Origin of the sequence: Chryseobacterium sp. T16E-39 (assembly GCF_002216065.1) — a bacterium.
Taxonomy (GTDB): domain Bacteria; phylum Bacteroidota; class Bacteroidia; order Flavobacteriales; family Weeksellaceae; genus Chryseobacterium.
In genome coordinates this window covers 4,715,958-4,739,645 of sequence record NZ_CP022282.1, presented here as the reverse complement: position 1 = coordinate 4,739,645, position 23,688 = coordinate 4,715,958, and the positions used below count along the sequence as shown (strand labels likewise).

Annotated in this window: 17 protein-coding genes; 7 read left to right on the top strand and 10 right to left on the bottom strand. The window is 35.0% G+C overall.

What is annotated here, in order from left to right; genetic code table 11:
* Positions 1-46: 46 nt before the first annotated feature.
* The gene (locus tag CEY12_RS21535) at positions 47-868 is read left to right on the top strand and encodes a DUF4197 domain-containing protein (protein ID WP_089029613.1); all 822 of its coding nucleotides are present in this window, start codon (positions 47-49) and stop codon (positions 866-868) included.
* A gap of 103 nt (positions 869-971) precedes the next feature.
* Here CEY12_RS21535 and CEY12_RS21530 read toward each other — a convergent pair whose 3' ends face one another.
* Positions 972-1,625 (bottom strand): CoA transferase subunit B, encoded by a 654-nt coding sequence (locus CEY12_RS21530; RefSeq protein WP_089029612.1) that lies wholly within the window; start codon positions 1,623-1,625, stop codon positions 972-974.
* Between the two features lie 121 nt (positions 1,626-1,746).
* Between CEY12_RS21530 and CEY12_RS21525 the strand changes: the two genes are divergently transcribed.
* Positions 1,747-3,549 carry an ABC transporter ATP-binding protein gene (locus CEY12_RS21525; protein WP_089029611.1) on the top strand — a complete coding sequence of 601 codons (1,803 nt, stop codon included), beginning with the start codon at positions 1,747-1,749 and terminating at the stop codon, positions 3,547-3,549.
* Between the two features lie 65 nt (positions 3,550-3,614).
* Here the strand turns inward: CEY12_RS21525 and CEY12_RS21520 are convergent, their stop codons facing one another.
* Both CEY12_RS21520 and CEY12_RS21515 read right to left on the bottom strand, forming a co-directional pair.
* Complete coding sequence (locus CEY12_RS21520; protein ID WP_089029610.1) at positions 3,615-4,316, bottom strand: CoA transferase subunit A; 702 nt, start codon at positions 4,314-4,316, stop codon at positions 3,615-3,617.
* Between the two features lie 105 nt (positions 4,317-4,421).
* Entirely contained in the window at positions 4,422-5,033 is a 612-nt protein-coding gene (locus tag CEY12_RS21515) for a hypothetical protein (protein WP_089029609.1), read from the bottom strand.
* 222 nt (positions 5,034-5,255) lie between these two features.
* Between CEY12_RS21515 and CEY12_RS21510 the strand changes: the two genes are divergently transcribed.
* On the top strand, positions 5,256-5,633 hold the full coding sequence (locus CEY12_RS21510; RefSeq protein ID WP_089029608.1) for a hypothetical protein: 378 nt from the start codon (positions 5,256-5,258) through the stop codon (positions 5,631-5,633).
* Here CEY12_RS21510 and CEY12_RS21505 read toward each other — a convergent pair.
* A complete protein-coding gene (locus CEY12_RS21505; protein ID WP_089029607.1) occupies positions 5,630-6,391 on the bottom strand; it encodes a response regulator transcription factor in 762 nt (253 codons plus the stop codon). The two genes, CEY12_RS21510 and CEY12_RS21505, sit on opposite strands and share 4 nt — an antisense overlap.
* A gap of 85 nt (positions 6,392-6,476) precedes the next feature.
* Here CEY12_RS21505 and CEY12_RS21500 point away from each other — a divergent pair, with 85 nt between their 5' ends.
* Positions 6,477-7,172 carry a DUF3667 domain-containing protein gene (locus CEY12_RS21500; RefSeq protein WP_089029606.1) on the top strand — a complete coding sequence of 232 codons (696 nt, stop codon included), beginning with the start codon at positions 6,477-6,479 and terminating at the stop codon, positions 7,170-7,172.
* A gap of 384 nt (positions 7,173-7,556) precedes the next feature.
* Positions 7,557-9,086, top strand: coding sequence for a membrane-binding protein (locus tag CEY12_RS21495; protein WP_089029605.1), 1,530 nt, complete (start codon positions 7,557-7,559; stop codon positions 9,084-9,086).
* A gap of 64 nt (positions 9,087-9,150) precedes the next feature.
* Here CEY12_RS21495 and CEY12_RS21490 read toward each other — a convergent pair whose 3' ends face one another.
* Positions 9,151-11,892, bottom strand: coding sequence for a fibronectin type III domain-containing protein (locus tag CEY12_RS21490; protein ID WP_089029604.1), 2,742 nt, complete (start codon positions 11,890-11,892; stop codon positions 9,151-9,153).
* 296 nt (positions 11,893-12,188) lie between these two features.
* On the opposite strand from CEY12_RS21490, the gene rplS reads away from it, so the two are divergent.
* Entirely contained in the window at positions 12,189-12,545 is a 357-nt protein-coding gene (gene rplS, locus CEY12_RS21485; RefSeq protein ID WP_089029603.1) for a 50S ribosomal protein L19, read from the top strand.
* Positions 12,546-12,615: 70 nt separating this feature from the next.
* Here the strand turns inward: rplS and CEY12_RS21480 are convergent, their stop codons facing one another.
* Positions 12,616-13,611, bottom strand: coding sequence for an alpha/beta fold hydrolase (locus CEY12_RS21480; protein ID WP_089029602.1), 996 nt, complete (start codon positions 13,609-13,611; stop codon positions 12,616-12,618).
* Positions 13,612-13,720: 109 nt separating this feature from the next.
* Between CEY12_RS21480 and CEY12_RS21475 the strand changes: the two genes are divergently transcribed.
* Positions 13,721-14,863: a DUF418 domain-containing protein gene (locus CEY12_RS21475; protein ID WP_089029601.1), complete on the top strand. Its 1,143-nt coding sequence runs from the start codon at positions 13,721-13,723 to the stop codon at positions 14,861-14,863.
* Positions 14,864-14,938: 75 nt separating this feature from the next.
* On the opposite strand, the gene CEY12_RS21470 is transcribed toward CEY12_RS21475, so the two are convergent.
* The 4 genes from CEY12_RS21470 to rpsA all read right to left on the bottom strand — a co-directional run bounded on the left by CEY12_RS21470 (position 14,939) and on the right by rpsA (position 23,467).
* The gene (locus tag CEY12_RS21470) at positions 14,939-15,919 is read right to left on the bottom strand and encodes an EamA family transporter (RefSeq protein ID WP_089029600.1); all 981 of its coding nucleotides are present in this window, start codon (positions 15,917-15,919) and stop codon (positions 14,939-14,941) included.
* A 127-nt stretch (positions 15,920-16,046) separates the two neighbouring features.
* The gene (locus CEY12_RS21465; RefSeq protein ID WP_089029599.1) at positions 16,047-18,656 is read right to left on the bottom strand and encodes a T9SS-dependent M36 family metallopeptidase; all 2,610 of its coding nucleotides are present in this window, start codon (positions 18,654-18,656) and stop codon (positions 16,047-16,049) included.
* A gap of 94 nt (positions 18,657-18,750) precedes the next feature.
* The gene (locus tag CEY12_RS21460) at positions 18,751-21,393 is read right to left on the bottom strand and encodes a T9SS-dependent M36 family metallopeptidase (RefSeq protein ID WP_185117048.1); all 2,643 of its coding nucleotides are present in this window, start codon (positions 21,391-21,393) and stop codon (positions 18,751-18,753) included.
* 277 nt (positions 21,394-21,670) lie between these two features.
* Positions 21,671-23,467 carry a 30S ribosomal protein S1 gene (gene rpsA, locus CEY12_RS21455; protein WP_089029597.1) on the bottom strand — a complete coding sequence of 599 codons (1,797 nt, stop codon included), beginning with the start codon at positions 23,465-23,467 and terminating at the stop codon, positions 21,671-21,673.
* Positions 23,468-23,688: the final 221 nt, after the last annotated feature.

Sequence of the window (23,688 nt, the reverse complement as noted above, 5' to 3'; positions counted from 1 at the left end):
TTAACTTATTCCCATAATAAAGATCTAATTTTGCAAAAAATATACAATGAGAAAAACATTTTTTTTGGCAGCGAGCTTGGCATTTTCAGTTTCAGCACAAGCACAACTTTTAGATATTATAAAATCTACTGTTAAAGAAAAAACAGGTGTCGACCTTAATAATCCACCAAAAACAAAGACTACATCCGCAACAACTAATGTAAATACACCTTCTACTCCTTCGCCCAACAGATCTTCTTCTGTCAATTTGAATAATCTTACGTCTACACAGATTTCATCCGGGCTAAAAGAAGCTTTAAACCTGGGCGTAAATGAAGGAGTGAAAAAATTAGGGGTAACGGATGGTTTCTTAAAAAATGAGGCTGTAAAAATATTAATGCCCGAAAAACTAAGAAAAATTGACACCACATTACGTTCTCTCGGAATGGGAAAACTGGCTGATGAAGGAGTAAAATTATTAAACAGAGCTGCTGAAGATGCAGTAACAGAAGCTGCTCCTATTTTTACCAATGCCATTACATCCATGACGATTACAGATGCTAAAAACATTTTATTAGGCTCTAATAATGCGGCAACTAATTATCTTCAGACTAAAACGCAAAGCCAGCTATTTACAGCATTTGAGCCAAAAGTACAGGCATCACTGGGAAAAGTAGGTGCTGATACGGTTTGGAAAAATCTTATTTCAAAATACAATATGCTTACCGGACAGGCTGTAACAACTGATCTTAATGAGTATGTAACTACAGAAACGATCAATGGTGTATTCAAAATGGTTGCTGATAAAGAGAATGGTATCAGAAATAATTCTGTTATGAGAACAACGAGTATTTTGCAGAAAGTTTTTGGAGCACAGGACGGAAAATAGTTGATAGTTGATAGTTGATAGTTGATAAAATTACGCTTATTCTATCACAGAAAATAAAAAAAGCTGTTTCATAGTTCTGAAACAGCTTTTTTTATGTTTTTTATTAGAATTGCATTTCAGGAATTTCGCCTTCAATGATCAGATCTGCTTCTGTAGATGCTATAATATGTTCTACTGAAACCCCCGGCGCTCTTTCAATAAGCTTAAATCCAGCGGGAGTAATATCTAATACAGCTAATTCAGTAACTACTCTTTTCACACAGTTTACTCCTGTTAAAGGAAGTGTGCATTTTTTAAGTATTTTACTTTCTCCTGCTTTATTTACGTGCATCATCGCTACAATAATATTTTCAGCCGAAGCTACCAAATCCATTGCACCACCCATTCCCTTCACCATTTTTCCAGGAATTTTCCAATTGGCAATATCTCCATTTTCAGAAACTTCCATTGCTCCCAGGATCGTAAGATCTACTTTCTGGCCGCGAATCATTCCAAAACTGAATGCTGAATCAAAAAATGATCCCCCTTCTAATATCGTGATGGTCTGTTTTCCAGCGTTAATGATATCTGCATCTTCTTCGCCTTCAAAGGGGAAAGGTCCCATTCCTAAAACACCATTTTCACTTTGAAATTCTACGGAAATGTTGTCGGGAACATAGTTGGCAACCAAAGTAGGAATTCCTATTCCCAGGTTTACATAATAACGATCTTTTAATTCTTTTGAAATTCTTTTGGCAATTTGTTCTTTTGTGAGCATAGTAAAAACTTAGACTGCAATTTAAATATTTTCAATCGAATACAAAAGGGCTTTATTATTCAAAATTATTAACATCAGAAGTCAAAATAATATCTTTAATTTTGCAACATTATTTATTAGAATGAAAATACTTTTAAGATACCTAAAACCTTACCAATGGTTGGTTGCTCTCTCTTTATTATTAGCGTCAATTAATCAGGTTTTTTCTTTATTTGCCCCGGCAATTACGGGTAATATCCTGGATAGACTGGTTACCCATCCTAACTTTTTCGATAAAGAAAAGCTTTTACCAAGAAATATGAACCAATATTTATATGGTGACAGTATATATCATGGCGTTTTTTATTTTTTAGGATTGCTGATTGGAACAGCGATGGTGAGTAGAATCGCTAAAGCTTTTCAGGATTATGCAGTAAGTGTTATTACCCAAAAATTTGGTGCTAAAATCTTTACAGACGGTTTAAAACATTCAATGGCTCTTCCTTATCAGGAATTTGAGGATCAGAGAAGTGGTGAAACCTTATCGATCTTAACAAAAGTAAGAGAGGATTCCGTAAAGTTCATCACAAGTTTTATTAATATCTTCTTTGGAATATTAGTCAGTATTATTTTCGTTTCTGTATATGCTATTCGTCTCCATTGGTCGATCATGCCGGTGTACATTTGTGGGATTTTCCTGATTGCCTTTATCACTAATTTATTAAGTAAGAGGATAAAAAATATTCAGAAAAATATCGTTTCAGAAACAACGGCTTTGGCCGGAAGTACTACAGAAAGCTTAAGAAATATAGAAATCGTTAAAAGTTTAGGATTAACCAACCAGGAGGTACTCCGGTTAAACAATAATACATACAAGATTCTTGGGCTTGAGCTTAGAAAAGTTAAAAGTATCCGTTCTTTAAGCTTTATCCAGGGAACAATGGTTAATTTTCTTCAACAGATGATTACCCTGACCCTATTACTGTTGATTTTCAAAAACATCGTTACTCCGGGACAATATTTATCTCTGATGTTTTATGGCTTTTTTATTTTCGGTCCGATGCAGGAAATCGGTAACATCATTATTTCTTATCGTGAAGCTGAAGCTTCCCTGAATAATTTTGACCGATTAATGAAAAAAGAAGTGGAAGAAAAGCCGCTTCATCCAAAGCAAATTGGTGCTATTGAAGAACTGGAATTTAAGCATGTCTCTTTTAAGCATCAGTCAGCTCAATATAAAGCTTTAAATAATATCTCCTTTAATGTTAAAAATGGAGAGACTATCGCTTTTGTGGGACCAAGTGGTTCAGGAAAAAGTACATTAGTGAAACTGCTTGTAGGACTTTACAGACCCCAGGAAGGGAATATTTTTTACAATTCTATCAATGGAAAAGAATTTGATTTTGATGAGTTGAGAAATCAAATAGGTTTTGTCACTCAGGATACTCAGCTTTTTGCAGGAACGATCAAAGAAAACCTTCTTTTTGTGAATCCAAAAGCGACACCGGTAGACCTTGAAATAGCTTTACAGAAGTCAAGCTGTACTGCATTGTTGGAAAGAGCAGAAAAAGGAATTGAAACAGTGATTGGAGAAGGCGGACTTAAACTGAGTGGTGGTGAAAAACAAAGAATTGCCATTGCACGAGCACTTTTAAGAAAACCTCATTTATTAATTTTTGATGAAGCAACTTCAGCTTTGGATAGTATTACTGAAGAGGAAATCACATCTACTATAAAGGATATTTCAAAAGAAAAAGAACAGATTACGGTTCTTATTGCTCACCGTTTAAGTACTATTATGCATGCAGACCGAATTTATGTACTTGAACGCGGTCAGGTCATAGAAATGGGATCTCACGATAATCTGATTTCCGAAAAAGGATTGTACTACGCCATGTGGCGACAACAGATCGGAGAAAGAAAAATGCTTGTTTCCGAAGAATAAAACAAACAAAGCGCTGAAAGTATTCAGCGCTTTGTTTTTATGATCAATTGGTCTTTCCAAAAAAATTATTCCTTTGTTCTGACTGTTCTTTGTTCAATTCTTTTTTCAAATTTTTCACCTTGAAATATTCTCTGAATCATAATTCCGGGAATATGAATCTCGTTAGGGTCTAACTCTCCAGGTGCTACCAATTCTTCCACTTCAGCAATTGTAATTTTCCCCGCCCCAGCCATTGGATGATTAAAGTTTCTGGCAGATCCCTTGAAAATTAAATTCCCGGCATGGTCTCCTTTCCAGGCTTTAACAATAGAATAGTCGGCTTTATAGGCATGCTCCAAGATATGAGGTTTGCCATTAAAATCTTTAACTTCCTTGCCTTCCGCTATTTCTGTCCCATATCCTGCAGGCGTATAAAAGGCCGGAATTCCAGCTTGTGCCGCTCTGCATTTTTCAGCAAGAGTTCCCTGAGGAGTAAGTTCAACGTCCAATTCTCCCGAAAGCATTTGTCTTTCAAATTCTGCGTTTTCCCCTACATAGGAAGAAATCATTTTCTTAATTTGTCTTTTATGAAGAAGAAGTCCTAATCCGAAATCATCAACACCTGCATTATTTGAAATGCATGTTAAGTCTTTCACATCACTGTCTACTAAAGCATTAATGGAGTTTTCAGGTATTCCGCAAAGGCCAAATCCCCCCAACATTAAAGTCATTCCATCCTGAATTCCTTCAATGGCTTCCTTTGCATTTTTTACTCTCTTATCTATCATAAAATATTAGATTTTCTGTTGGCTAAATTTAATAAATTTTCTCGTAACTACGGTACCTGAATTTTATAGGAGTCTATAAAAATGTAGTAAAACTGTAAATTCATATTAATCGAAATCCAATAATCCATCAGCAAGAGCCTTCCATTGAATTTTTGAAATTCCTATCATTCCGCCAACTGCAATAAATACATTTCTTATCTTATCCATCAATTCAGCATCTGAATTAGGTACTTCATTACGCCCATAAATACCTGCTGTTAATTCATTATTCTCTTTTGAGATGATAAATGTTGATGTCGATTGCTCAGAATAAAAATGCGCAATATGGTCATTATTCTTATTTCCCGGAATTTTTGAGGGCCTGCAGGTCATTATGAAATATTCGGAAAGTTCGGAAAGCTGATGAGACCAGTTAACAACCTCAACCCAATCATATCCTTTCGCTTCAATCTCACCGGGCCCCGGAATATCAATTCTTATAAAATCCCCTATTTCAGGAGATCTCTTCACAGCTTTTCCGGCAGAATCATAAAGCCTGAAATCCGCTGAATTTTCACCTGTATATTTCTTCCAACTATTAATTGAAAAAAATCTTTGCTTAAGGATCTCAAAATTTTTTGATGCAGATGCTGAATCATCAAATTGCCTGTGGCTTTCAGTGTCATGTGATCCTCCCTTTTCCTGATCCGGAACTCCGAAAATCTGTTTCGGTTTCATATATTCAAATTTAGGATTGAAAACGATTTTAATGTATTCTAACAAAAATAATCAAAGCGATAAGAAAACTTTATGATTACACGCACATCTGTTGGGCATAGCAGGTTTGGAGTACATTTTATTATCTCAAAGCTTATGACTTTTAAGATACGAAAAGAAAAACAAGATTGAATGGTCTGATTTTAGAATTCATTATATCTACAATACTCAAATACTATTATTATGGAAACTAAAGATATTTCAAGAATAGCATTAGGTACTTTTCTTATTACAGCCGGAATTGGCCATCTTACATTTGCCAGAAAAGAGTTTCAGGCCCAGGTTCCTGACTGGGTTCCCTTAAAAAAAGATGATACCGTAGTCTATTCAGGAATTGTAGAAATACTTTTGGGAACAGCAACTATTGTCACTCCAAAAAAGTACAGAAAGACGATGGGAAAAGTGGTCGCAGGATTTTTCGCGGCCGTCCTGCCCGGAAATATTGCTCAATACAAAAACAGAAAAGACTCTTTTGGCCTCAATACGGACAATCAAAGATTTGCAAGACTTTTTATGCAGGCTCCCTTAATAGCCTGGGCACTAAAATCTACAGAAAATTAGATAATCTTATTATAGGTAGCAAAAGCCAGTGCTTCAGTGAAATTTTTAACCCCAAAACTTTCAAAGATCTTTTTCCTGTAATATTTAACGGTATCCGGGGAAACAAATATTTTCCCGGCAATCTGATTGATCGTCAGTCCCTGGGCATAAAGCCTGAGGATCTCCAATTCTTTTTCTTTTAGTTTTGATTTGTTTTCTGCGATCCAGACTCTTCGTGGTACATCCAGTTTCCACAACAAATCTGAACCTTGTTTATTAATCGTTACATTTCCTGCAGTCTGATTATTTGAAACAGACACCAAACATAATGATTTCCAAAGAGAAGCATTAGAAGTAAGAAAAAGGGGTGTCAATTTATGATTAATAAGTACCGGCTTTTTATACTTGCCTTTTAAATGGAAATCATAAGAGATGCTGTATAATTTCCGTTCATCAGACTGAGGCAGTTTATCATAAAAATCAAACCCAAGATCGTTGATAATGTTCAATAGTTCTAAATCATCTTCAGGAACGTTATTATAATAGAATTCGTACCCCATTTTGAGCACCTCTTCAGAAGAATAACCGGCCAGAAACAGTGGATTATCAGAAACATATTCAAATTTCATTTCTTCATAGTCAATGACGTAAACACTTTGGTAAGTTATTTTGGCAAAAGATTTTACGACTTCCAAATAATTACTAAACTGTTGCTCATCCTCATTGGATGTCATTTTTATCTTATTTCTGTTTAATAATGATCTTTTTTCATCTTCCATTGGATAAAAATATCAAAATTTAAACAAAGGTGTAAAGTTTATTTAAAATCATTTCTCTTTTTTTGCTTTACAATTTAGCCTAGCCATGAGTGAAGAGTTTTGTTCAAACTGCAGACAAAATGTAAAACCCAAAAGAATCGATGGTCGTTATATCATCCATGAGATTGAACACGTACTGCATTTTGAGAGGGGAATTTTATATACAATACGGGAATTACTGATAAGGCCCGGAGAAAACATTAAGCATTTCATCAGCGAAAACAGAAGCAGACTTGTAAAACCAATTATATTTATAATTGTTACTTCACTCATTTACACTTTAATTAATCACTTATTTCATATCGAAGAAGGCTACATCAAATTTGAAGATGCCAATGGCTCACAAGCCAATCCCATTAATAACTGGATTCAGAGTCATTATGGATATTCCAATATTATCATGGGTGGATTCATTGCTTTTTGGTTAAAAGTGTTTTTCAAAAAGTATGATTATAACTTTTTTGAAATACTGATCCTCTTATGCTTTGTTCTGGGAATGGAAATGTTGATATTTTCAGTTTTTGCAATTTTGGAAGGGATAACCCACATTCATTCGATGGCAATAGCTACCGTAATCATTCTTGTATACTTTTCGTGGGCTGTAGGACAATTTTTTGATAAAACAAAAACAGCGAGCTATGTAAAAGCTCTTGTTTCTTACATTCTCGGAATGCTTACGTTTGGTATTGCATTACTTATCTTAGGGACTTTAACCGCTTTAATCACAAAATATTATATATGATTATCGTCATTTCAATTTTAGTGGTTCTATTTTTAATAAACAGAAAAAGCAGGAAATAATTTTCCTGCTTTTTAGCTATTCATCTTACAAATTTATGTATCCGTATTTCCAACAGACTCTTCCGTAAAATCCCTGATTTTAGCCTGTAAAACTTAATTTTTTTCTTATTTTCAATCAAATTAATATATATTTGATGGCACAAAATCAATTACTAAGACGACCAAACCATTAAAATAATTAATGATAGAATAATATTTTATCAGTACAACACAAATTCCATGAAAAAAAAATTACTCTGTTTCAGTATGGCAGTTCATTCTATCTCATCCTGCTAACCTATCCAATCACTTTTCGACATTAATATTATAAAACTAACACCTACCTATGAAGAAATTATTTGCTTTAACACTATTCGCATTACTTTTAAATATATCCGTCTTTTCACAGGAAAAAATCTATTTTGATGAGAATTGGGAAAAAACAACCCAAGACAAAATGGAATATTACCGCCAAACAGAACCAAAAGGAAAGTTGACGTTAATTAAAGATTATTATAAAGACGGCACCCTTCAGATGGAAGGTCTGGCTTCAGATGCCACTCCACAAGGCGAAGTATATGAAGGAAAAGTAACCTGGTACACCCGGGAAGGAAAAACGTTAAGTTCTTCCACTTATTCTAAAGGTAAGCAGCTGGGACCTTCTCAATCATTTGATGAAAAGGGAAGATTATTAGAGGACGTGAGCTATACCAAAGATGGTAACTTCACTGGTAAGATTTATACTTATAAGGAAGTAGAGAATTCACTTTATTTTAATTCAGTTACCATATATGAAAGCTCTCAAGTATACAAAACCATAATCTACGATGATGACCTTAAAGGAATCAGATATGAAACGAGCGTTGATAAAGATGGAAATTCTGAAACTAAATATTATGGTGATAAGGGTAAATCTATTGGAAGCAGCAGCTATTCTTCATCATCAGCGAATAATGGGACACTGGTAGAATATTACTATAATCCTATGACGGTTTCCAAAATTGAGAAATATAAAAATGGAAATATTGTCGAGACTACAGTATTTGGAAAGAACGGAAAAACCTTACAGGAAGAGAAAAAAAATAAAAAGGATGGCTATAAAACCACGTATGATGAATCTGGGAAAAAAATTGGGAATCTGATCTATAAACTGAATACAGAGGGTGAATATATTATACCATATGAAGGAGAAGATTATCAATTTACCTATGATTTTTTGCAGATTTCTGCCGTTGACGTCTATAAAAACGGATCCCTTGTATCCAATAAAAGTTTTAGTGAAAATGGAAAGTTATTTTCAGAGAAAACCCTCAAAGATAATTCTGTACAGGAAATAAAATATTACAATGACAACGGATCTTTGAAGTCAAGCATAACGTACAAAGAAGATATGCCATATAATGGTACTTTATATGAGGGCAGTAATGAGCAAGTCTATAAAGATGGGATTTTAATTCATTCAAAGGTATTTTCGGAAGGAACTACGCTTCAGTCTGAAAAGAAACTCAATGCAAATAAAAACGCATACGAATCTACGGTCTATAATACAAAAGGAGCTATTGTATACAGTTACACTCAGCCATTAGAACAGGATTATTCTTTTTCAGCGCAGATTGTACAATACATCAATGGCAAACCTACCAACAAATCTGTCGTAAAAAGTGGAATACTTCAAAGCGGAAAAATTAAAATGAAAACAGATTCCGGTACAAAAGAGATAGAGCGTAGCGGAAAATGGATTCTTTTAAAAATGTATGATGCCACTGGAAAGCTTACTCAGGATTCAAAAATCTTAGCCAATTCCGAACAGGACGACATCAATTATAATGATCAAATTATTATCTCGGAAGATAATTTGCTTTATAATACTCTTTAATTAATAAAAATAAACATAAAAAAAGGGCCTTACGATGTAAGACCCTTTTTTGTTTATCTAATTCTTATTGTATAATAAGTTTCAAGGTAAATAATTTTCTGGTATGAACTTTAACAAAATAGACTCCTTTTGGAAGGTTTTCATTCACTAAAGAGAATCTCTGATTATGAACATTTTTAGATTCATAAAGCAGATCTCCATTCGCGGATAACAATTCAATTTTATCAATCGGATAATCGCTTTTAATAAATGTAGGTTCACCTGGCTTTGTTGGATTCGGGTATAATACTACATTTTTCTCAGTGCTCTTTTCAACTTTATCTATTCCTAGTGTTGGTCCTGACGTCACCTGAAACTGTTTTCTGTTGGAAACTTCAGTATAGGAATCATTGGTAAACATGACCATGTAATAGTTTCCTGGAGTTGTAGGTAATGCTGCACCGCTTAATGCTTTTGTTCCCTGAGTGACTCCGTCAAAATAAGTATAAGAAACAAAGTTGTCATCAGGGGTCTGAACACTTTGCGGATAAATTCCCAACCAATCTTTGATAATTCCCGGAGAATCTGTCCATGAAGCGGTAATATTTTCACCTAATGTATAAACCGGTTTATTGATCCATAATTCTGTAACGATATCTCCTACTTTAAAGAAGACCTTCTCTCCAATGGCTGTATACCCATCTTCCAGGAAATACTGTGCAAAATAATATCCTTTTGGCAATCCTGTAAAATCAAGACTTCCTGCAGGAGTTGTTACATATTTGTAAGTAGCTGATGTATTGGTTCCGGGTGTTTGTCCCATTTTATAGATACCAATCCAGTCTTTTACAAGATTGGGTCCGTTACTGAAATTTATTTTCACAGTCCCTCCTACCGGATATGCATCTGCTGTTGCCTGTAAAACAACTTTCGGTCCTACATAGAAGTTTTTCCTTGGGGTAATTTCTGTATATCCATCATTAGCAAAAAATCCTGCAAAATACTGTCCCTTAGTCGCCAGTCCACTATTGAAATTGGCTGTTCCTGCGGTTTGTCCATTCGTATAAATATACGTTTGAGAAGTTGAAGTTGCAGGAATCTGTCCTTTCTTATAAATTCCAACCCAGTCTTTAAGATTACCAGGTCCGCCGGTATAAGTAGCAACTATCGGTGTATTTTGCAGATATTCGGTTTTATCTAAAGTAAATGTAGGATTCGAAACAACACTTCCTGTTATTTGGAACTGCTTAACATCACTCCAGTCACTCCATTCCAGGTTTCTATCTCTGTAACGTGTTTTCACATAATATGTCCCGTTAGAAATCGAGTTAGCAGGAAAAGTAACTTTTGTAATATCTACACCGGCATTTAAATTTTTAGCTTTATCCGGTGTTCCATCTTTACCAAACCAGTTTTCAAAATCACGGTAAAACTCTTTTTCAATAACAGAAAAATCAGCTGCTTTACTGATCAGAAACTGAGTTGTATTTAAAAGTTCATTATTAGGCGATGTAAAATTACTTCCATTTAAAGTTAATGGCAGTGTTACGGGACCTGAAAATGTATTGGTAATATTTGGTTTTGCGGGTTTTGGCTGATTTTTGTATCGGTGGAAAGAATCTACAAGCTCATTGTATTTCTTCGTATAAACACCTCCTATAGAATAACATTCTACATCTACTTTGCCATTAGTGACATCAACTTCTACGATCTGGTAGGTCCAATCCGTTAATGTTTTCTGAACATCATCAAAATCCTGCTCTGTAGACATTCCCCAATATTGATCCCATGCAGTTCCCCCTGAGATGATCTGATAATTTGGTGTATCTTTTAGCTGCCCTCTGTGGTATAAATGGTGATGTGCTCCTACATGCATTAAATATTTGCTTGATGAAGTAAGCAAAGGAACAGCATTGTTTCTCACCCATGTTGAAATATCACCAACATATTGCTCTGCCTGATAAGGTCTGTGGCTTAATGAAATGATCCAATCTACTGTGGGATCATTATTGGCAGCAGTCAGAATTTCCTGTAACCATGTTTGCTGAGCCGACCCTGTATGTTCGGAACTTAAGCTTACAAACAATACGTTTCCAGCTTGCTGTGCATAGTAATTTTCATTTCCTGAAGCAATATTCTTGTATCTTATTTCATCGATATAAAAATGGGCATAATAAGAATTCATTCCTAAAGTCCCATACGTTTCGTGGTTTCCAACTGTGGTCTGAATAGGCAGATATGGTGATAATTTAATGTTCTTTTTAAAGTGAACATTTTCATAATGATCCAAAGTCCCAACATCTACCTGATCTCCTACCATAAAAGTAAGGGCAACATTATCCGAAGGATCTGAATTGGGGCCAAATTTTTCTTTTAATTTTTTAAACGCATTCAAAGTAAGGGTATCATATCTTGGTTCTGCCTTAATCTGATTGTCACCCATGATAAAGAAGCGAATTTTGCCATCCACGGTACTGGGCTGTCCGGGTAATGGAAGCGTACGAAAGTTGTATACCGCAGATTCGTTCGTACCTGTTTTTATTTTATAATAATATTTTGTATTGGGCTGAAGATTGGTAATCTTGGCTGTATGATAGAAATAATTGTTATTGTAGCCTGTATCGGAAAAAATATTTGTTGTTCCTGTTACGGTAACATTCAAATTGGTAGGAGAACTTCCATAAAGTACAGTGGTTTCATTATTGGATCCTGTTTTCCAATTGACAATCATAGAACTGGGTGTCGGATTTTGCAGATAGGGAAATAAAGCTTGTCCGAATGTCATTTGGGCGACGACAAAACAAAAAAAGAATAAGTAATGTTTCATAGAATAAATTTTTTTAGATTTGTACTCCCTAATAATTTATTGTTTTTCAATAAAATAAGAGAATAATTTATAATTTTTACTTCGTGCAAAAGTAAAATTCCCCTATAAACACAGTTTCACGGGAAAGTAAAGGATATGTTAAGTTTTGGATCAGAAATCAACAGAGAAACTTATAATTAATAACATAAATTTATTTGGATTATTCAAAACTAATTTTGTACATTTGCAACCTGTTATTCAACCTCTGACGAAAAACGTGTAAGTTGCTTAGCCTTAACATTATATTATCATTAATAATGGATTTATTAAAGTACGTACAAGACAAGTACATTGCGAAAAAAGAATTCCCTGAATTCAAAGCAGGTGATACAATTACTGTGTATTACGAAATTAAAGAAGGACAAAAAACAAGAACTCAGTTCTTCAAAGGAACAGTTATCCAATTAAGAGGTACAGGTTCTACAAAAACTTTCACTATCAGAAAAATGAGTGGTGATGTAGGTGTAGAAAGAGTATTTCCTATCAACATGCCAGCTCTTCAAAAAATTGAAGTTGACAGAAGAGGTAGAGTTAGAAGATCTAGAATTTACTATTTCAGAGATCTTAGAGGTAAGAAAGCAAGAATCAAAGACGCTGCTTACAAAAAGAAATAATTCAGACAACAATACATACGAAAAGAGGCTTTCTAAATTTAGAAAGCCTCTTTTTATTTGTATAAAGTCTTTATTTAATAAAATCGTATAAAGCATCAAAAAACTTTGGGTATACTTCAATGTGCGGAAGATGCCCCACATTCTCCAGCTCAACCAGTTTTGATCCTTCAATTTCCTGTTGGGTTTTCTTTCCCAATTCCTGATACTGACCCATTTTTGCCTGAACGTCCTTTGGAGCCCTATCCTTCCCTATTGCGGTCCGGTCTCTTGTTCCTATAATTAATAAAGTAGGAACTTTAATATTCTTAAATTCATATACCACAGGCTGATTGAAAACAATATCTGTAGTTAAAGCTGCATTCCATGCAACCGAAGGATAATCTTTACTTAACGTCCAGCCTGCTAGCAAATTTAACCACTTATCATATTCAGGTTTCCATTTATTATCATAATAAAACTTTAATTGATAGTCCTTGTAGCTTTGGTATGTATTTTTTAATTCAGCCTGATAAGCTGCATCAATTGTCTGATACTTTGCCAGAACTTTATAATCTTCCAGCCCAATAGGATTTTCAAGAATTAATTTCTCCACTGCTTCAGGATACATTAATGTAAATCTGGTTGCCACCATACCCCCCATAGAATGCCCTAAAACGATTAGCTTATCGATTTTAAGTTCATCCAGAATCGCTTTGGTATTGGTTGCCAGCTGTGCAAATGAAAACTGATAATTCCGAGGTTTAGAAGATTTTCCAAATCCGATCTGATCAGGAATAATTACCCTGAAGCCTTTATCTGAGAGATCTTTTGCTGTTTGCTCCCAATACGCTCCATTGAAATTTTTTCCATGAAGAAGCATAATTATTTTCCCGTTAGGCGCTTTAGGCTGTACATCCATATAAGCCATTTTTATGTGCTGATTCTGAGAATTCAAATCAATAAAATGAACCTCATAAGGGTATTTATAATTGGTAAGTTCAGCATCCAAAGGCTTTAGTTGGGAAAGTAGTAAAGAGGGCATCAACATAAGCATTAAAATCGTAACTGCATTTTTAAAATGTATCATCTTATTTTATTATCTATTAAAATTAAAAAATTGTTCTAAAAGAAACGGCTTATATATTACTATTTTTCAAGTTAATGATATATTTAACAAAATTTAATTAAAAAAAATTATGATCTCCAACAGTCCCATTTCACAAAATCAACGACTGCCCATTATAGATATTTTAAGAGGCTGGGCATTATTCAGCGTGGCGATCATGAATTACTCAACAATCTATACATGGAATACCCATTCTTCAAAAATTGAAGCCGACTATTTAACCTCCTTTATTGAAACCACTTCTGAAATTATTTTAGGTTCCAAAGGCTGGACGTTATTAGCCGTTTTATTTGGCTTTGGATTCTCTATCGTGCTTAAAAAATTCAATGATAACAGCCAGGATAAGTATATATTCTTTATAAAACGTATGTTGTGGTTGTTTGTCTTCGGGTTTGCGAATACATTATTTTTCGGCGGTGACATTTTAAGTGATTATGCTTTTATGGGACTTGTTTTATTAGCCTTTTATAACCTACGAACAAAATCACTTTTTATTATTGGAACTGTTATCCTGTTATTAACACCGGTACTTCAATCCTACTTAGGCAGACAACATTTGCTTTTTGCTCCAAAAGATCGGGATTTCTTTTATGAACTCTACAATAATAACACTTTTACAGACCATATAAAGGCCAATCTTTTCATGAGGTATAAATGGATGCTTCGTTTAAGTTATGCCATCATACTCCATCTCATACAATTAGGATGTTTTCTATTAGGAGCCGCTCTGCACCGCAGTAATTTTTTTCTACGAATAAACCTTAACCGAAAAATCTTAAAAAGAATATTCTGGATCAGTTTAGCTTTATCAATAATTTTATTTACAGCACAGCGGGTAATTGAAACAAATGAATGGACATTTAATACTTATTATGATCTTTATTATCCACAAATTATAAGTATCATGATTTTTTCTTCCACCGGTATTATTTGGCTATTTATGGCAGGTCAGCTAAAAACCCTTTTTTCTGCGTTGCAGGTAACCGGTAAAATGACATTGACGAACTATATCACACAAAATGTAATTGCATTCTTTTTGCTTATTTATACAAAAATAGATTGGTCATTATCATCTTATGTGCTAACGGGGTGCATTATCTTTGTATTGCAGATATTCTTCAGTAAGTGGTGGCTCAAAAAATACAATTACGGCCCACTGGAATGGCTATGGCGTTGCTTAAGTTACGGACGAAAATTCCCCCTAAAAAAATAGAGATCCAGAGTCGGTATAAAAACAAAAACCGCTCCCAATGGAACGGTTATCAGTTATGATCTAACCAGATATATTTTAAGATACTTCTGCAAGTTTTAATTCTTTTTTTGTCGGCAAATTCATTAATACAATAGCAAAAAGGATTAAAGCAATTCCTGCCCACTGAACTAAAATTACCTTTTCACCTAATAAAACAAATGCCATCGTTACAGATACCGGAAGCTCCAGTGATGAAATAATACTTCCTAATCCGAGCCCTGTATTAGGGAATCCCATATTGAATAAAATCGGTGGAATAATAGTTCCGAATACAGCAAGTACAAAACCATAAGTCCAGAATATTGAATAATCAAAAGCATGGATATGCTGGGTATTTTCTGTAAAATTAAGATAGATTGATTTTAAGCCGTCAAAGTACAACGGACCAATTTGAGCAAAAAATAAAAATACCAGGACAACTATTGAACCTCCCGCAAGCATTACCATACTTTTCCTAAGAACGGGTAAGTGAGTAGCGAGGGTATTGGAGGTAAACATTGTTAAGGTATATGATGAGGCCGCCATTAATCCCCAAAAAACACCATGCCAGTCTAGTTCTATATCAACATTAATAAGATTGGTTGCCAAAACTGTTCCCAGTAAAACGATCACTGTAGCAACGATCTTTCTCGCATTGGGAAACTTCTTCGTTAAAAAGCTTTCCACCACAACACTGAACCATACAGACTGCATTAAAAGTACAATTGCTATAGAAACATTGATATACTGAACCGCTATATAATAAAACAAACTCGTACATCCTAGTGAGGTCCCCGCAAGCATCAGCATTTTAATTTCTTTTTTGCTCGGTGATGATAATTTTGATTTTGATGTTAGGGTCTGGATAAAATTAAGGATTAAAAGCCCTATTAATCCTAATATAAATTGGGATGTAGTAACTTCGGAAGTGGTATACCCCTCGTGATAAGACATCTTAACAAAGGTTGCTAACATACCATAAACACTGGCACCAATTCCCACAAACAATACTCCTTTCAGTAAATTTTTCTTCTTCATAATCTTTTTTACAGCCTGCAAAGGTACAATATAATAATTTAATTCACTTAAGAGTTATCAATCCTATAGATAAATAAAATCACCTCAGGATACCCCAAGGTGATATAAAAGTTGATATTTAAATAATCTATTTCTTTACAATTACTTTAGATACAGCATCAAAACCTAGGCCTTTTACTTTTACCATATAAGTCCCGTTGATCATTCTGTCAGTAGAAATTGCTTTCTTAGCATCCGGAGAAATTTTATCTTCAGAAGAAATCAATTTTCCAGACATATCATAAATTTCAACACTCACTTTACCCATCGTATTGCTTGGGAAGTTGATATAAAATTCATTTTTAGCAGGGTTCGGATAAATAGAAATTGTATTATTTTTTACAGATTTCACTTCATCGGTAGCCAATAGAGGACATTCTGCAGGAACGCTAAAGTCTTCTACCTGATCATTGATATTCGTTTTAACTCCAGCAGTTGCATTCACTCCAAGACCTCTTTTTGCAAAAACTCTCCAGATCATACATTTATCTTCACCCAGTGTTGTTGCCTGTTCAGCAGCAAGTATAGCATTTCTACCATCTATAAATGTAGGGTTACATGCCTGAAGTTTTAACGCACTGGTAACAAGTTGTAATACTCTTGAGCTACCATTCGTTGTATTCGCAGTTACATCAGAAGAATAGCCGTATTTAGCTACATACTGCCAATGTAGATCCCACAACATTGTTGCCCATACAAATCCTATTGAGTGTACATCCGGAACAATTGCTCCACTTTGATTGGTGTACTCCATTCCATTTGTATCTCCATATGTAAAGCCATTTATTGCAAAATTCGGAGAATATTTTGCCGGACGAATTCCCTCTCCACTTGGAAGCTCACCAGCTGCATAAGTTGCCATTCCTCTTGGCACAGAAGCATTATCTCCAGGCTTATTCGTAAGCATTAAAGCAAAGAAATCAGACCATCCTTCTCCCATTTGTTCTTTATCAGCTCCAGAGTTCAGACAATTGTAACCAGTCCCCGTTAATCGGTTAGAAATTCCGTGACCATATTCATGTGTTACAATTCCGTTATCGAAACTACCATCCGGAGTTACACTTGTTGCCGGATCATTCTTCAATGTTACATTTACTGTTGTAGCCGCTGAAAGCTGTGATTTAATATATTCTCCTTCATCATTTGTAATTAAAACTGACGGAATAGTGACAGTCGCATCAGTTCCTGACATATTACCTATAGTAGATCCATTAACTGCATTATTATAAATAATAGCAGCAGTAGCTCCAGCATCCTGTAACATCTTTGTTTTAACCACAAAAGAACATGTTCCCCGCTCTACCAAACCAATTTTCCCAGTAAGTGAATTTGCAGGTAAAGCCGTACATCCGTCTAATACAGAAGACAACTGTACATTTCCTGTAACTCCGGTAGGATTTAACACCGGACCATACAAGGCAACACCAGCCGCAGGCTGACGAGGAACTGCAGCAGCAGGAGTATTGTAAAAGAACAGTCTGTTAGTCGCAGACCATAAATACATCTGCATTACAGGATTATAATTATCCGGTGGACTTGAAAAATTTGCATTATTGGTACCTCCGCCATCTTGAGCCTCTGCAAAAACAGAGTCATCATCCAATCCTCCTAATCCAAAATTATTCTGTTGGAAGTTTTTAGCTGATTCCGTGAATCCAAACTTATAGAATACATCATGCACTCTATTACTGATATAAAATAAATTAGTAATCGCAGCACTTTGATTTGCTGCAGGAGTACCATTGATATTAAATGGAAAGTTAAAATTTCTCGAAGCTCCACCATCAGGCGAAAATCCTGGTACATTCGCATGGGCCGTATCTTCATAAGCATACACATTATTCCCTCTTGTAGTTGTGTAATGTGTAGTTCCATCCGAATGCCATCCTTCTGGTGAAGAAGCTAACATCCAAGGATTGGAAACAATCGATCTCGGGGCGAACGTAGGTGCTTCTACCGGTGTTGCAAAGATATTATAGCTCGCCGGATCAGCCACAAGCACTAAATTTTGTTGTGAGAAGTTATTTTGCGGACCTTCCAATACATTGTTTTGAAGAGCGATCTGATCAGAAGCGTATGAATCTGGTTTAAAATTACAAGATAATGTAAGATTATTCTTCTCAATAACATTTCCATTGTGCGCATCTACCAAAATATTCCAGTAATTCGAAGACTTTGGCTCTCTCAAAATATACTCATACGCTAAACGAAGATCTCCGTTAGTGGTACTTGTATATACCAGTCTTTGCTTGGCTGCTTTTGTATTGTTTGCACTTTTTTCAAAAAATCCAAGAATTGTGAAATCAGAAATCTCAGAATTACCTAATTCATTGGCTATTTTTTGAAGCGCGGCAGTTTTATTGATCTGGGCCGAGCTCGAAGTAGATTCAGTATAATTTTTCACAAAATTATCTGTATAATAAACAATCTTATGATCTTTAATAAGCACGGTTCCTACAGAACTGTATACAGGAATTCCATTGTACGTCTGTTGAAACTTAACGACATCACCATTTAATGATTTTGATGGGTCTGTATTGTCAATAATAAAATTATTGAGATCCGATTTCTTATATTCCCTGATTTTATTTTGAGAAATATAATCTTTGATTATCTGGGTATTCTCCTGTGAGAATAATTGTAGGGATGGAATTACTGCAAAAGCAGCAACCATAAGAGGTAGTTTTATTCTTTTCATTTATACTTACTAAAATTTTTATTCTTATTTATTGATGGTTAAAAAGAAAAATAATCATTTTTTCAAACAATTATTTTTCTTTCTTTATTAGGAATTATTTTTTAACGATCACTTTTGAAACAGCATCAAAGCCAAGACCTTTTACTTTTACCATATAGGCTCCGTTGATCATTCTGTCAGTAGAAATTGCTTTTTTTGCATCTGGCGAAATTTTATCTTCAGAAGAAATCAATTTTCCAGACATATCATAAATTTCAACACTTACTTTCCCTATTGTATTGCTTGGGAAATTGATATAAAATTCATTTTTAGCAGGATTAGGGTAAATAGAAATTGTGTTATTCTTTACAGATTTCACATCATCAACTGCTAATACAGGACATTCTGCCGGAACAGTGAAGTCTTCCACCTGATCATTGATGTCTGTTTTAACTCCGGCGCTTGCATTCACTCCCAAACCTCTTTTTGCAAAAACTTTCCAGATCATACACTTATCAGCTCCCAAGGTTGTTGCCTGCTCTGCTGCAAGTATTGCATTTCTACCGTCAATAAATGTCGGGTCACATGCCTGAAGTTTTAATGCATCTGTAATCAACTGTAAAACTCTTGAACTTCCACTGGTGGTGCTGGTCGTTACATCTGAAGAATACCCATATTTAGCAACATATTGCCAATTAAGATCCCACAGCATGGTTGCCCATACAAATCCTATTGAATGTACATCCGGAACAATACCTGAACCATTATTGAACTCCATTCCATTTGTATCCCCATAAGTAAAGCCATTAATAGCAAAGTCCGGAGAATATTTTGCAGGTCTTATTCCGGCTCCTGTAGTAGGCTGAGCTGATACATAGGTTCCTATACCTCTTGCAACAGAAGCGTTATCTCCTGGTTTATTGGTAAGCATCAATGCAAAGAAATCAGACCATCCTTCGCCCATTTGCTCTTTAGAATAAGTAAGGTTTCCTGTAAATGGCAATGCATTAAGGCAGCTGTATCCATCTCCAGTCAAACGATTAGAAATACCATGTCCATATTCATGGATCATAACCCCGTTATCAAAACTTCCGTCCTGCTTCACATCATAGCTCATAGAAACATTTACAGGTGTATTAGCTGTCAATTGAGACTTAATAAATTCACCCTCTGCATTATCAATTAGTTCAGCAAGTATTGTAACATTTGCATTTGTTCCCGCCATATTTCCTGGCGGCGCAGAAGTTGGGGCATTATATATGATAGCAGCGGTTGCCCCTGCATTCTGCATATTCTCCACCTTAACGTTAAAGTCACAAAAACCTCTTTCAGCCAAGCCAATAAATCCGGTTAGTGAACCCGCAGGAAGTGCAGTACAAGCATCTAAAACGGGTGATAATTTCACCTGACCTGTCACTGGCACTCCGGTTATCTGCTTTCCGAATTGAGCAATAAAGGAAGCGGGTGTCCTCGCAACAGCCGCAGCAGGACTTGTATAAAATAGTTTCTGTGCTGTATTAATCCACAGATACATCTGCATTCTTCCACTTCCACCATCTGCTGGTGTAGCAAAATTTGCATTATTATAGTTAGAAACAGTAGGAGTTACAGGTGTACCTGCACCGTCCTGAGCTTCTGCATTTACAAAATCATTTCCTACCCCTCCTAATCCAAAGTTATTTTTCTGGAAATTCCTTGAAGTTTCTCTAAAACCAAATTTATAAAAGACATCGTGAACCATATTATTGGCATAAAACAAATTGGTAATAGCAGCGTCTTTATTATTTAATGCGTGTACACTTGGATCGTAAGGAAAATTAAAGTTTCTGCTTGCCCCGCCATCTACGGTTATTCCCATAAATACATCATTGTCATTAATATCCTGATAGGCAAAAACATTATTCCCACGGGTTGTTGTATAATGAGTGGTACCATCCGAGTGCCATCCTTCCGGGGAAGATGCCAGAATCCAAGGGTTTGAAACAACTGATCTTGCACCAAACGTTGGGGCTTCTATAGGAAAAGGGAATATATTATAAGAAGCGTTGTCCGGAACGAGGAACAGACTGGTGTCTGCTTTTTTATAATTATTATTAGCTACTGGAAATGAAACCAGGCTATTTTCATGTGAGTGTTCGTAAGGATGATCTGCAAAGTCGCAGCTAATGTTGAGATTGTTTTTCTCTACAACTTCTCCGGTAGATGCGTCTACCAGTACATTCCAATAATTTGAGGTTTTCTGCTCAGGAAATGTAAATTCGTAGCAAAGTACCAGATCCTGATTTTTCTTTGCATATACTAATCTTGATTTTGCAAATAACATATCACTGGTATCTGCATCAAAAAAGTTCAAGATCTGGATTTTACCCGGATCTGTAATACTCGTCCCTTTAGCTGCAGATTCAAAAGCTTTTTCTTTGGCAATCTTTGGTACAGAAGCATCTGCTTTTTGATAATCTTTTTCAAAATTATCATTAAAAAGAACAATTTGCCCATTCTTTACCAATACAGATCCAAGAGATCCATACACCGGAATATTATTATATACCTGCTGGATTTTAATAATATCCGCCTTCATACTTTCAGAATGATCTTTTAAATCAATCGTGAAATTCGTTAAATCTGACCTTTTATAATCTCTGATCTTATTTTGTGAAATATAATCTTTGATAAGTCTTTCGTTATCCTGAGAAAATAAATTGGAAGATTGAAATACTGCGAATGCAGCAAATAAAATAGGTAGAGTTATCTTTTTCATATACAGTAATAAAGCCGCTAATTTACAAATATTTAACAACCAAAAATCATTTTGATTAATTTTATTATAAAAAAAGCACTATATGCATACTTTTATACTATTCAATGCGATTTCAATGATTTATACCATTCATTTCCAATACTTAAATTATATTAAATCGTAACAGATTTGCATTAAAAAAATAACAAAACAGACCATCTATTTCCATTGGACACAAGATTACAAAATAAAAAAGCCACTCTTACGAGTGGCTTCATTATCATAAATGGGTTAAGGATTATTTACCTTCTTCCATTTTTCTTTTTAATTCTGCTAAAGCATCAATATCTCCTAATGTAGATCTTTCTTCGTTAGAAGAAGATGAAGAAGTAGTATTAGATCTGTTGTTAGATTCTTTTACATTTTTCTTTTCTTCGTCTCTGAAGATACCTGTGTGAGATACTACTACTCTCTTGAACTCCTTGTTGAATTCGATTACTTTGAACTCAGCATCTTCACCTTTTTTGATTTTAGATCCATCTTCTTTCTCTAATAATCTTGAAGGGCAGAATGCTTCAACTTCAGCATCTTCGAATTGTACAGAAGCACCTTTATCGTGTACTTCTACAGCTTTACCAGCGTGTACAGTTCCTTCAGCATATTTAGTTTCGAATTTATCCCAAGGGTTTTCAGTCAATTGCTTGTGACCTAAAGATAATCTTCTAGCCTGGATATCTAATTCCAATACAATAACATCTAATTTGTCTCCTACAGCGCAGAATTCAGATGGATGCTTGATTTTCTTAGTCCAAGAAAGATCAGAAATGTAGATCAAACCGTCGATACCTTCTTCTAACTCTACGAATACACCAAAGTTAGTGAAGTTTCTTACAGTTCCTACGTGCTGAGATCCTACCGGATACTTAGCTTCGATATTTTCCCAAGGATCTTTAGATAATTGTTTCATACCTAGAGAGATTTTTCTGTCTTCTCTATCTAAAGTAAGTACTTCAGCTTCCACTTCGTCACCTACTTTTACAAAATCACCAGCAGATCTTAAGTGAGTAGACCAAGACATTTCAGAAACGTGGATCAATCCTTCTACACCTGGAGCAATTTCTACGAATGCACCATAGTCAGCAAGAACTACTACTTTTCCTTTTACTTTGTCTCCAACTTTCATGTCAGCAGAAAGAGCATCCCAAGGATGAGCTTCTAATTGCTTCATACCTAACTGGATTCTTGTTTTCTCATCATCAAAATCAAGGATAACAACTTTTACAGTTTGTCCATCTTCTAAGATTTCAGATGGGTGGTTCACTCTAGACCAAGAAAGGTCTGTAATGTGGATCAATCCATCTACACCTCCTAAGTCAATGAATACACCGTAAGAAGTAATGTTCTTAACAGTTCCTTCAAGAACTTGTCCTTTTTCAAGCTGAGCGATGATTTCTTTTTTCTGACCTTCGATATCTGCTTCGATCAATGCTTTGTGAGATACAACTACGTTTTTGAACTCAGGGTTGATTTTCACAACTTTGAACTCCATAGTTTTACCTACGAACTGATCGTAATCTTTAATTGGCTTAACATCAATTTGAGAACCTGGTAAGAATGCTTCGATTCCGTGTACGTCAACGATCATACCTCCTTTAGTTCTTGATTTCACAAAACCGTTAACGATTTCTCCAGTTTCGTGAAGTTCGTTTACTCTATCCCAAGCTTTAAGCGTTCTAGCTTTTCTGTGAGATAATTGTAATTGTCCAGTTTTGTCTTCTCTTCTGTCAACCATTACTTCTACCTCATCACCTACACTTAGGCCTTGGTTGTAACGGAATTCGTTAAGAGAAATAACACCTTCAGATTTGAAGTTGATGTCTACGATAGCTTCTTTATCAGTTAATCTTACAACTCTACCAATCAAAACGTCGTTATCGTTTAGGCTGTTTAAAGATCCGTTGTAGATTTCTTCTAAATCACTTTTTTCTTTTCTCGCATCTGCATCAAGACCTGATTCGAAAGAATCCCAATCAAATTGTTCTGGTGCTACGTTTTGGTTTAATAAAACCTCTGCTGAATTTGTCTCTTTTGACATTTTCTAATAAAATTTGTATTCCTTCTTTTTTAATGGTCTGAATAAATGTGGATTTAAAAAATACGGAAGTAATTAATTTTTAATAATTTACTCTTCAAACCTTTCCCACAAAAGTGGGTGCAAATGTACGAATTTTATTTGAATAAACAATAGTTTTTATCTTCACAAAATAAGACGTAAATCACTGAATATCAAATTTATTATTAAAAAATTAAATGATT

Coding starts and splice junctions, on each gene's coding strand:
- CEY12_RS21535 (WP_089029613.1), top strand. CDS start 47: ATGAGAAAAACATTTTTTTTGGCAGCGAGCTTGGCATTTTCAGTTTCA.
- CEY12_RS21530 (WP_089029612.1), bottom strand. CDS start 1,625: ATGCTCACAAAAGAACAAATTGCCAAAAGAATTTCAAAAGAATTAAAA.
- CEY12_RS21525 (WP_089029611.1), top strand. CDS start 1,747: ATGAAAATACTTTTAAGATACCTAAAACCTTACCAATGGTTGGTTGCT.
- CEY12_RS21520 (WP_089029610.1), bottom strand. CDS start 4,316: ATGATAGATAAGAGAGTAAAAAATGCAAAGGAAGCCATTGAAGGAATT.
- CEY12_RS21515 (WP_089029609.1), bottom strand. CDS start 5,033: ATGAAACCGAAACAGATTTTCGGAGTTCCGGATCAGGAAAAGGGAGGA.
- CEY12_RS21510 (WP_089029608.1), top strand. CDS start 5,256: ATGGAAACTAAAGATATTTCAAGAATAGCATTAGGTACTTTTCTTATT.
- CEY12_RS21505 (WP_089029607.1), bottom strand. CDS start 6,391: ATGGAAGATGAAAAAAGATCATTATTAAACAGAAATAAGATAAAAATG.
- CEY12_RS21500 (WP_089029606.1), top strand. CDS start 6,477: ATGAGTGAAGAGTTTTGTTCAAACTGCAGACAAAATGTAAAACCCAAA.
- CEY12_RS21495 (WP_089029605.1), top strand. CDS start 7,557: ATGAAGAAATTATTTGCTTTAACACTATTCGCATTACTTTTAAATATA.
- CEY12_RS21490 (WP_089029604.1), bottom strand. CDS start 11,892: ATGAAACATTACTTATTCTTTTTTTGTTTTGTCGTCGCCCAAATGACA.
- rplS (WP_089029603.1), top strand. CDS start 12,189: ATGGATTTATTAAAGTACGTACAAGACAAGTACATTGCGAAAAAAGAA.
- CEY12_RS21480 (WP_089029602.1), bottom strand. CDS start 13,611: ATGATACATTTTAAAAATGCAGTTACGATTTTAATGCTTATGTTGATG.
- CEY12_RS21475 (WP_089029601.1), top strand. CDS start 13,721: ATGATCTCCAACAGTCCCATTTCACAAAATCAACGACTGCCCATTATA.
- CEY12_RS21470 (WP_089029600.1), bottom strand. CDS start 15,919: ATGAAGAAGAAAAATTTACTGAAAGGAGTATTGTTTGTGGGAATTGGT.
- CEY12_RS21465 (WP_089029599.1), bottom strand. CDS start 18,656: ATGAAAAGAATAAAACTACCTCTTATGGTTGCTGCTTTTGCAGTAATT.
- CEY12_RS21460 (WP_185117048.1), bottom strand. CDS start 21,393: ATGAAAAAGATAACTCTACCTATTTTATTTGCTGCATTCGCAGTATTT.
- rpsA (WP_089029597.1), bottom strand. CDS start 23,467: ATGTCAAAAGAGACAAATTCAGCAGAGGTTTTATTAAACCAAAACGTA.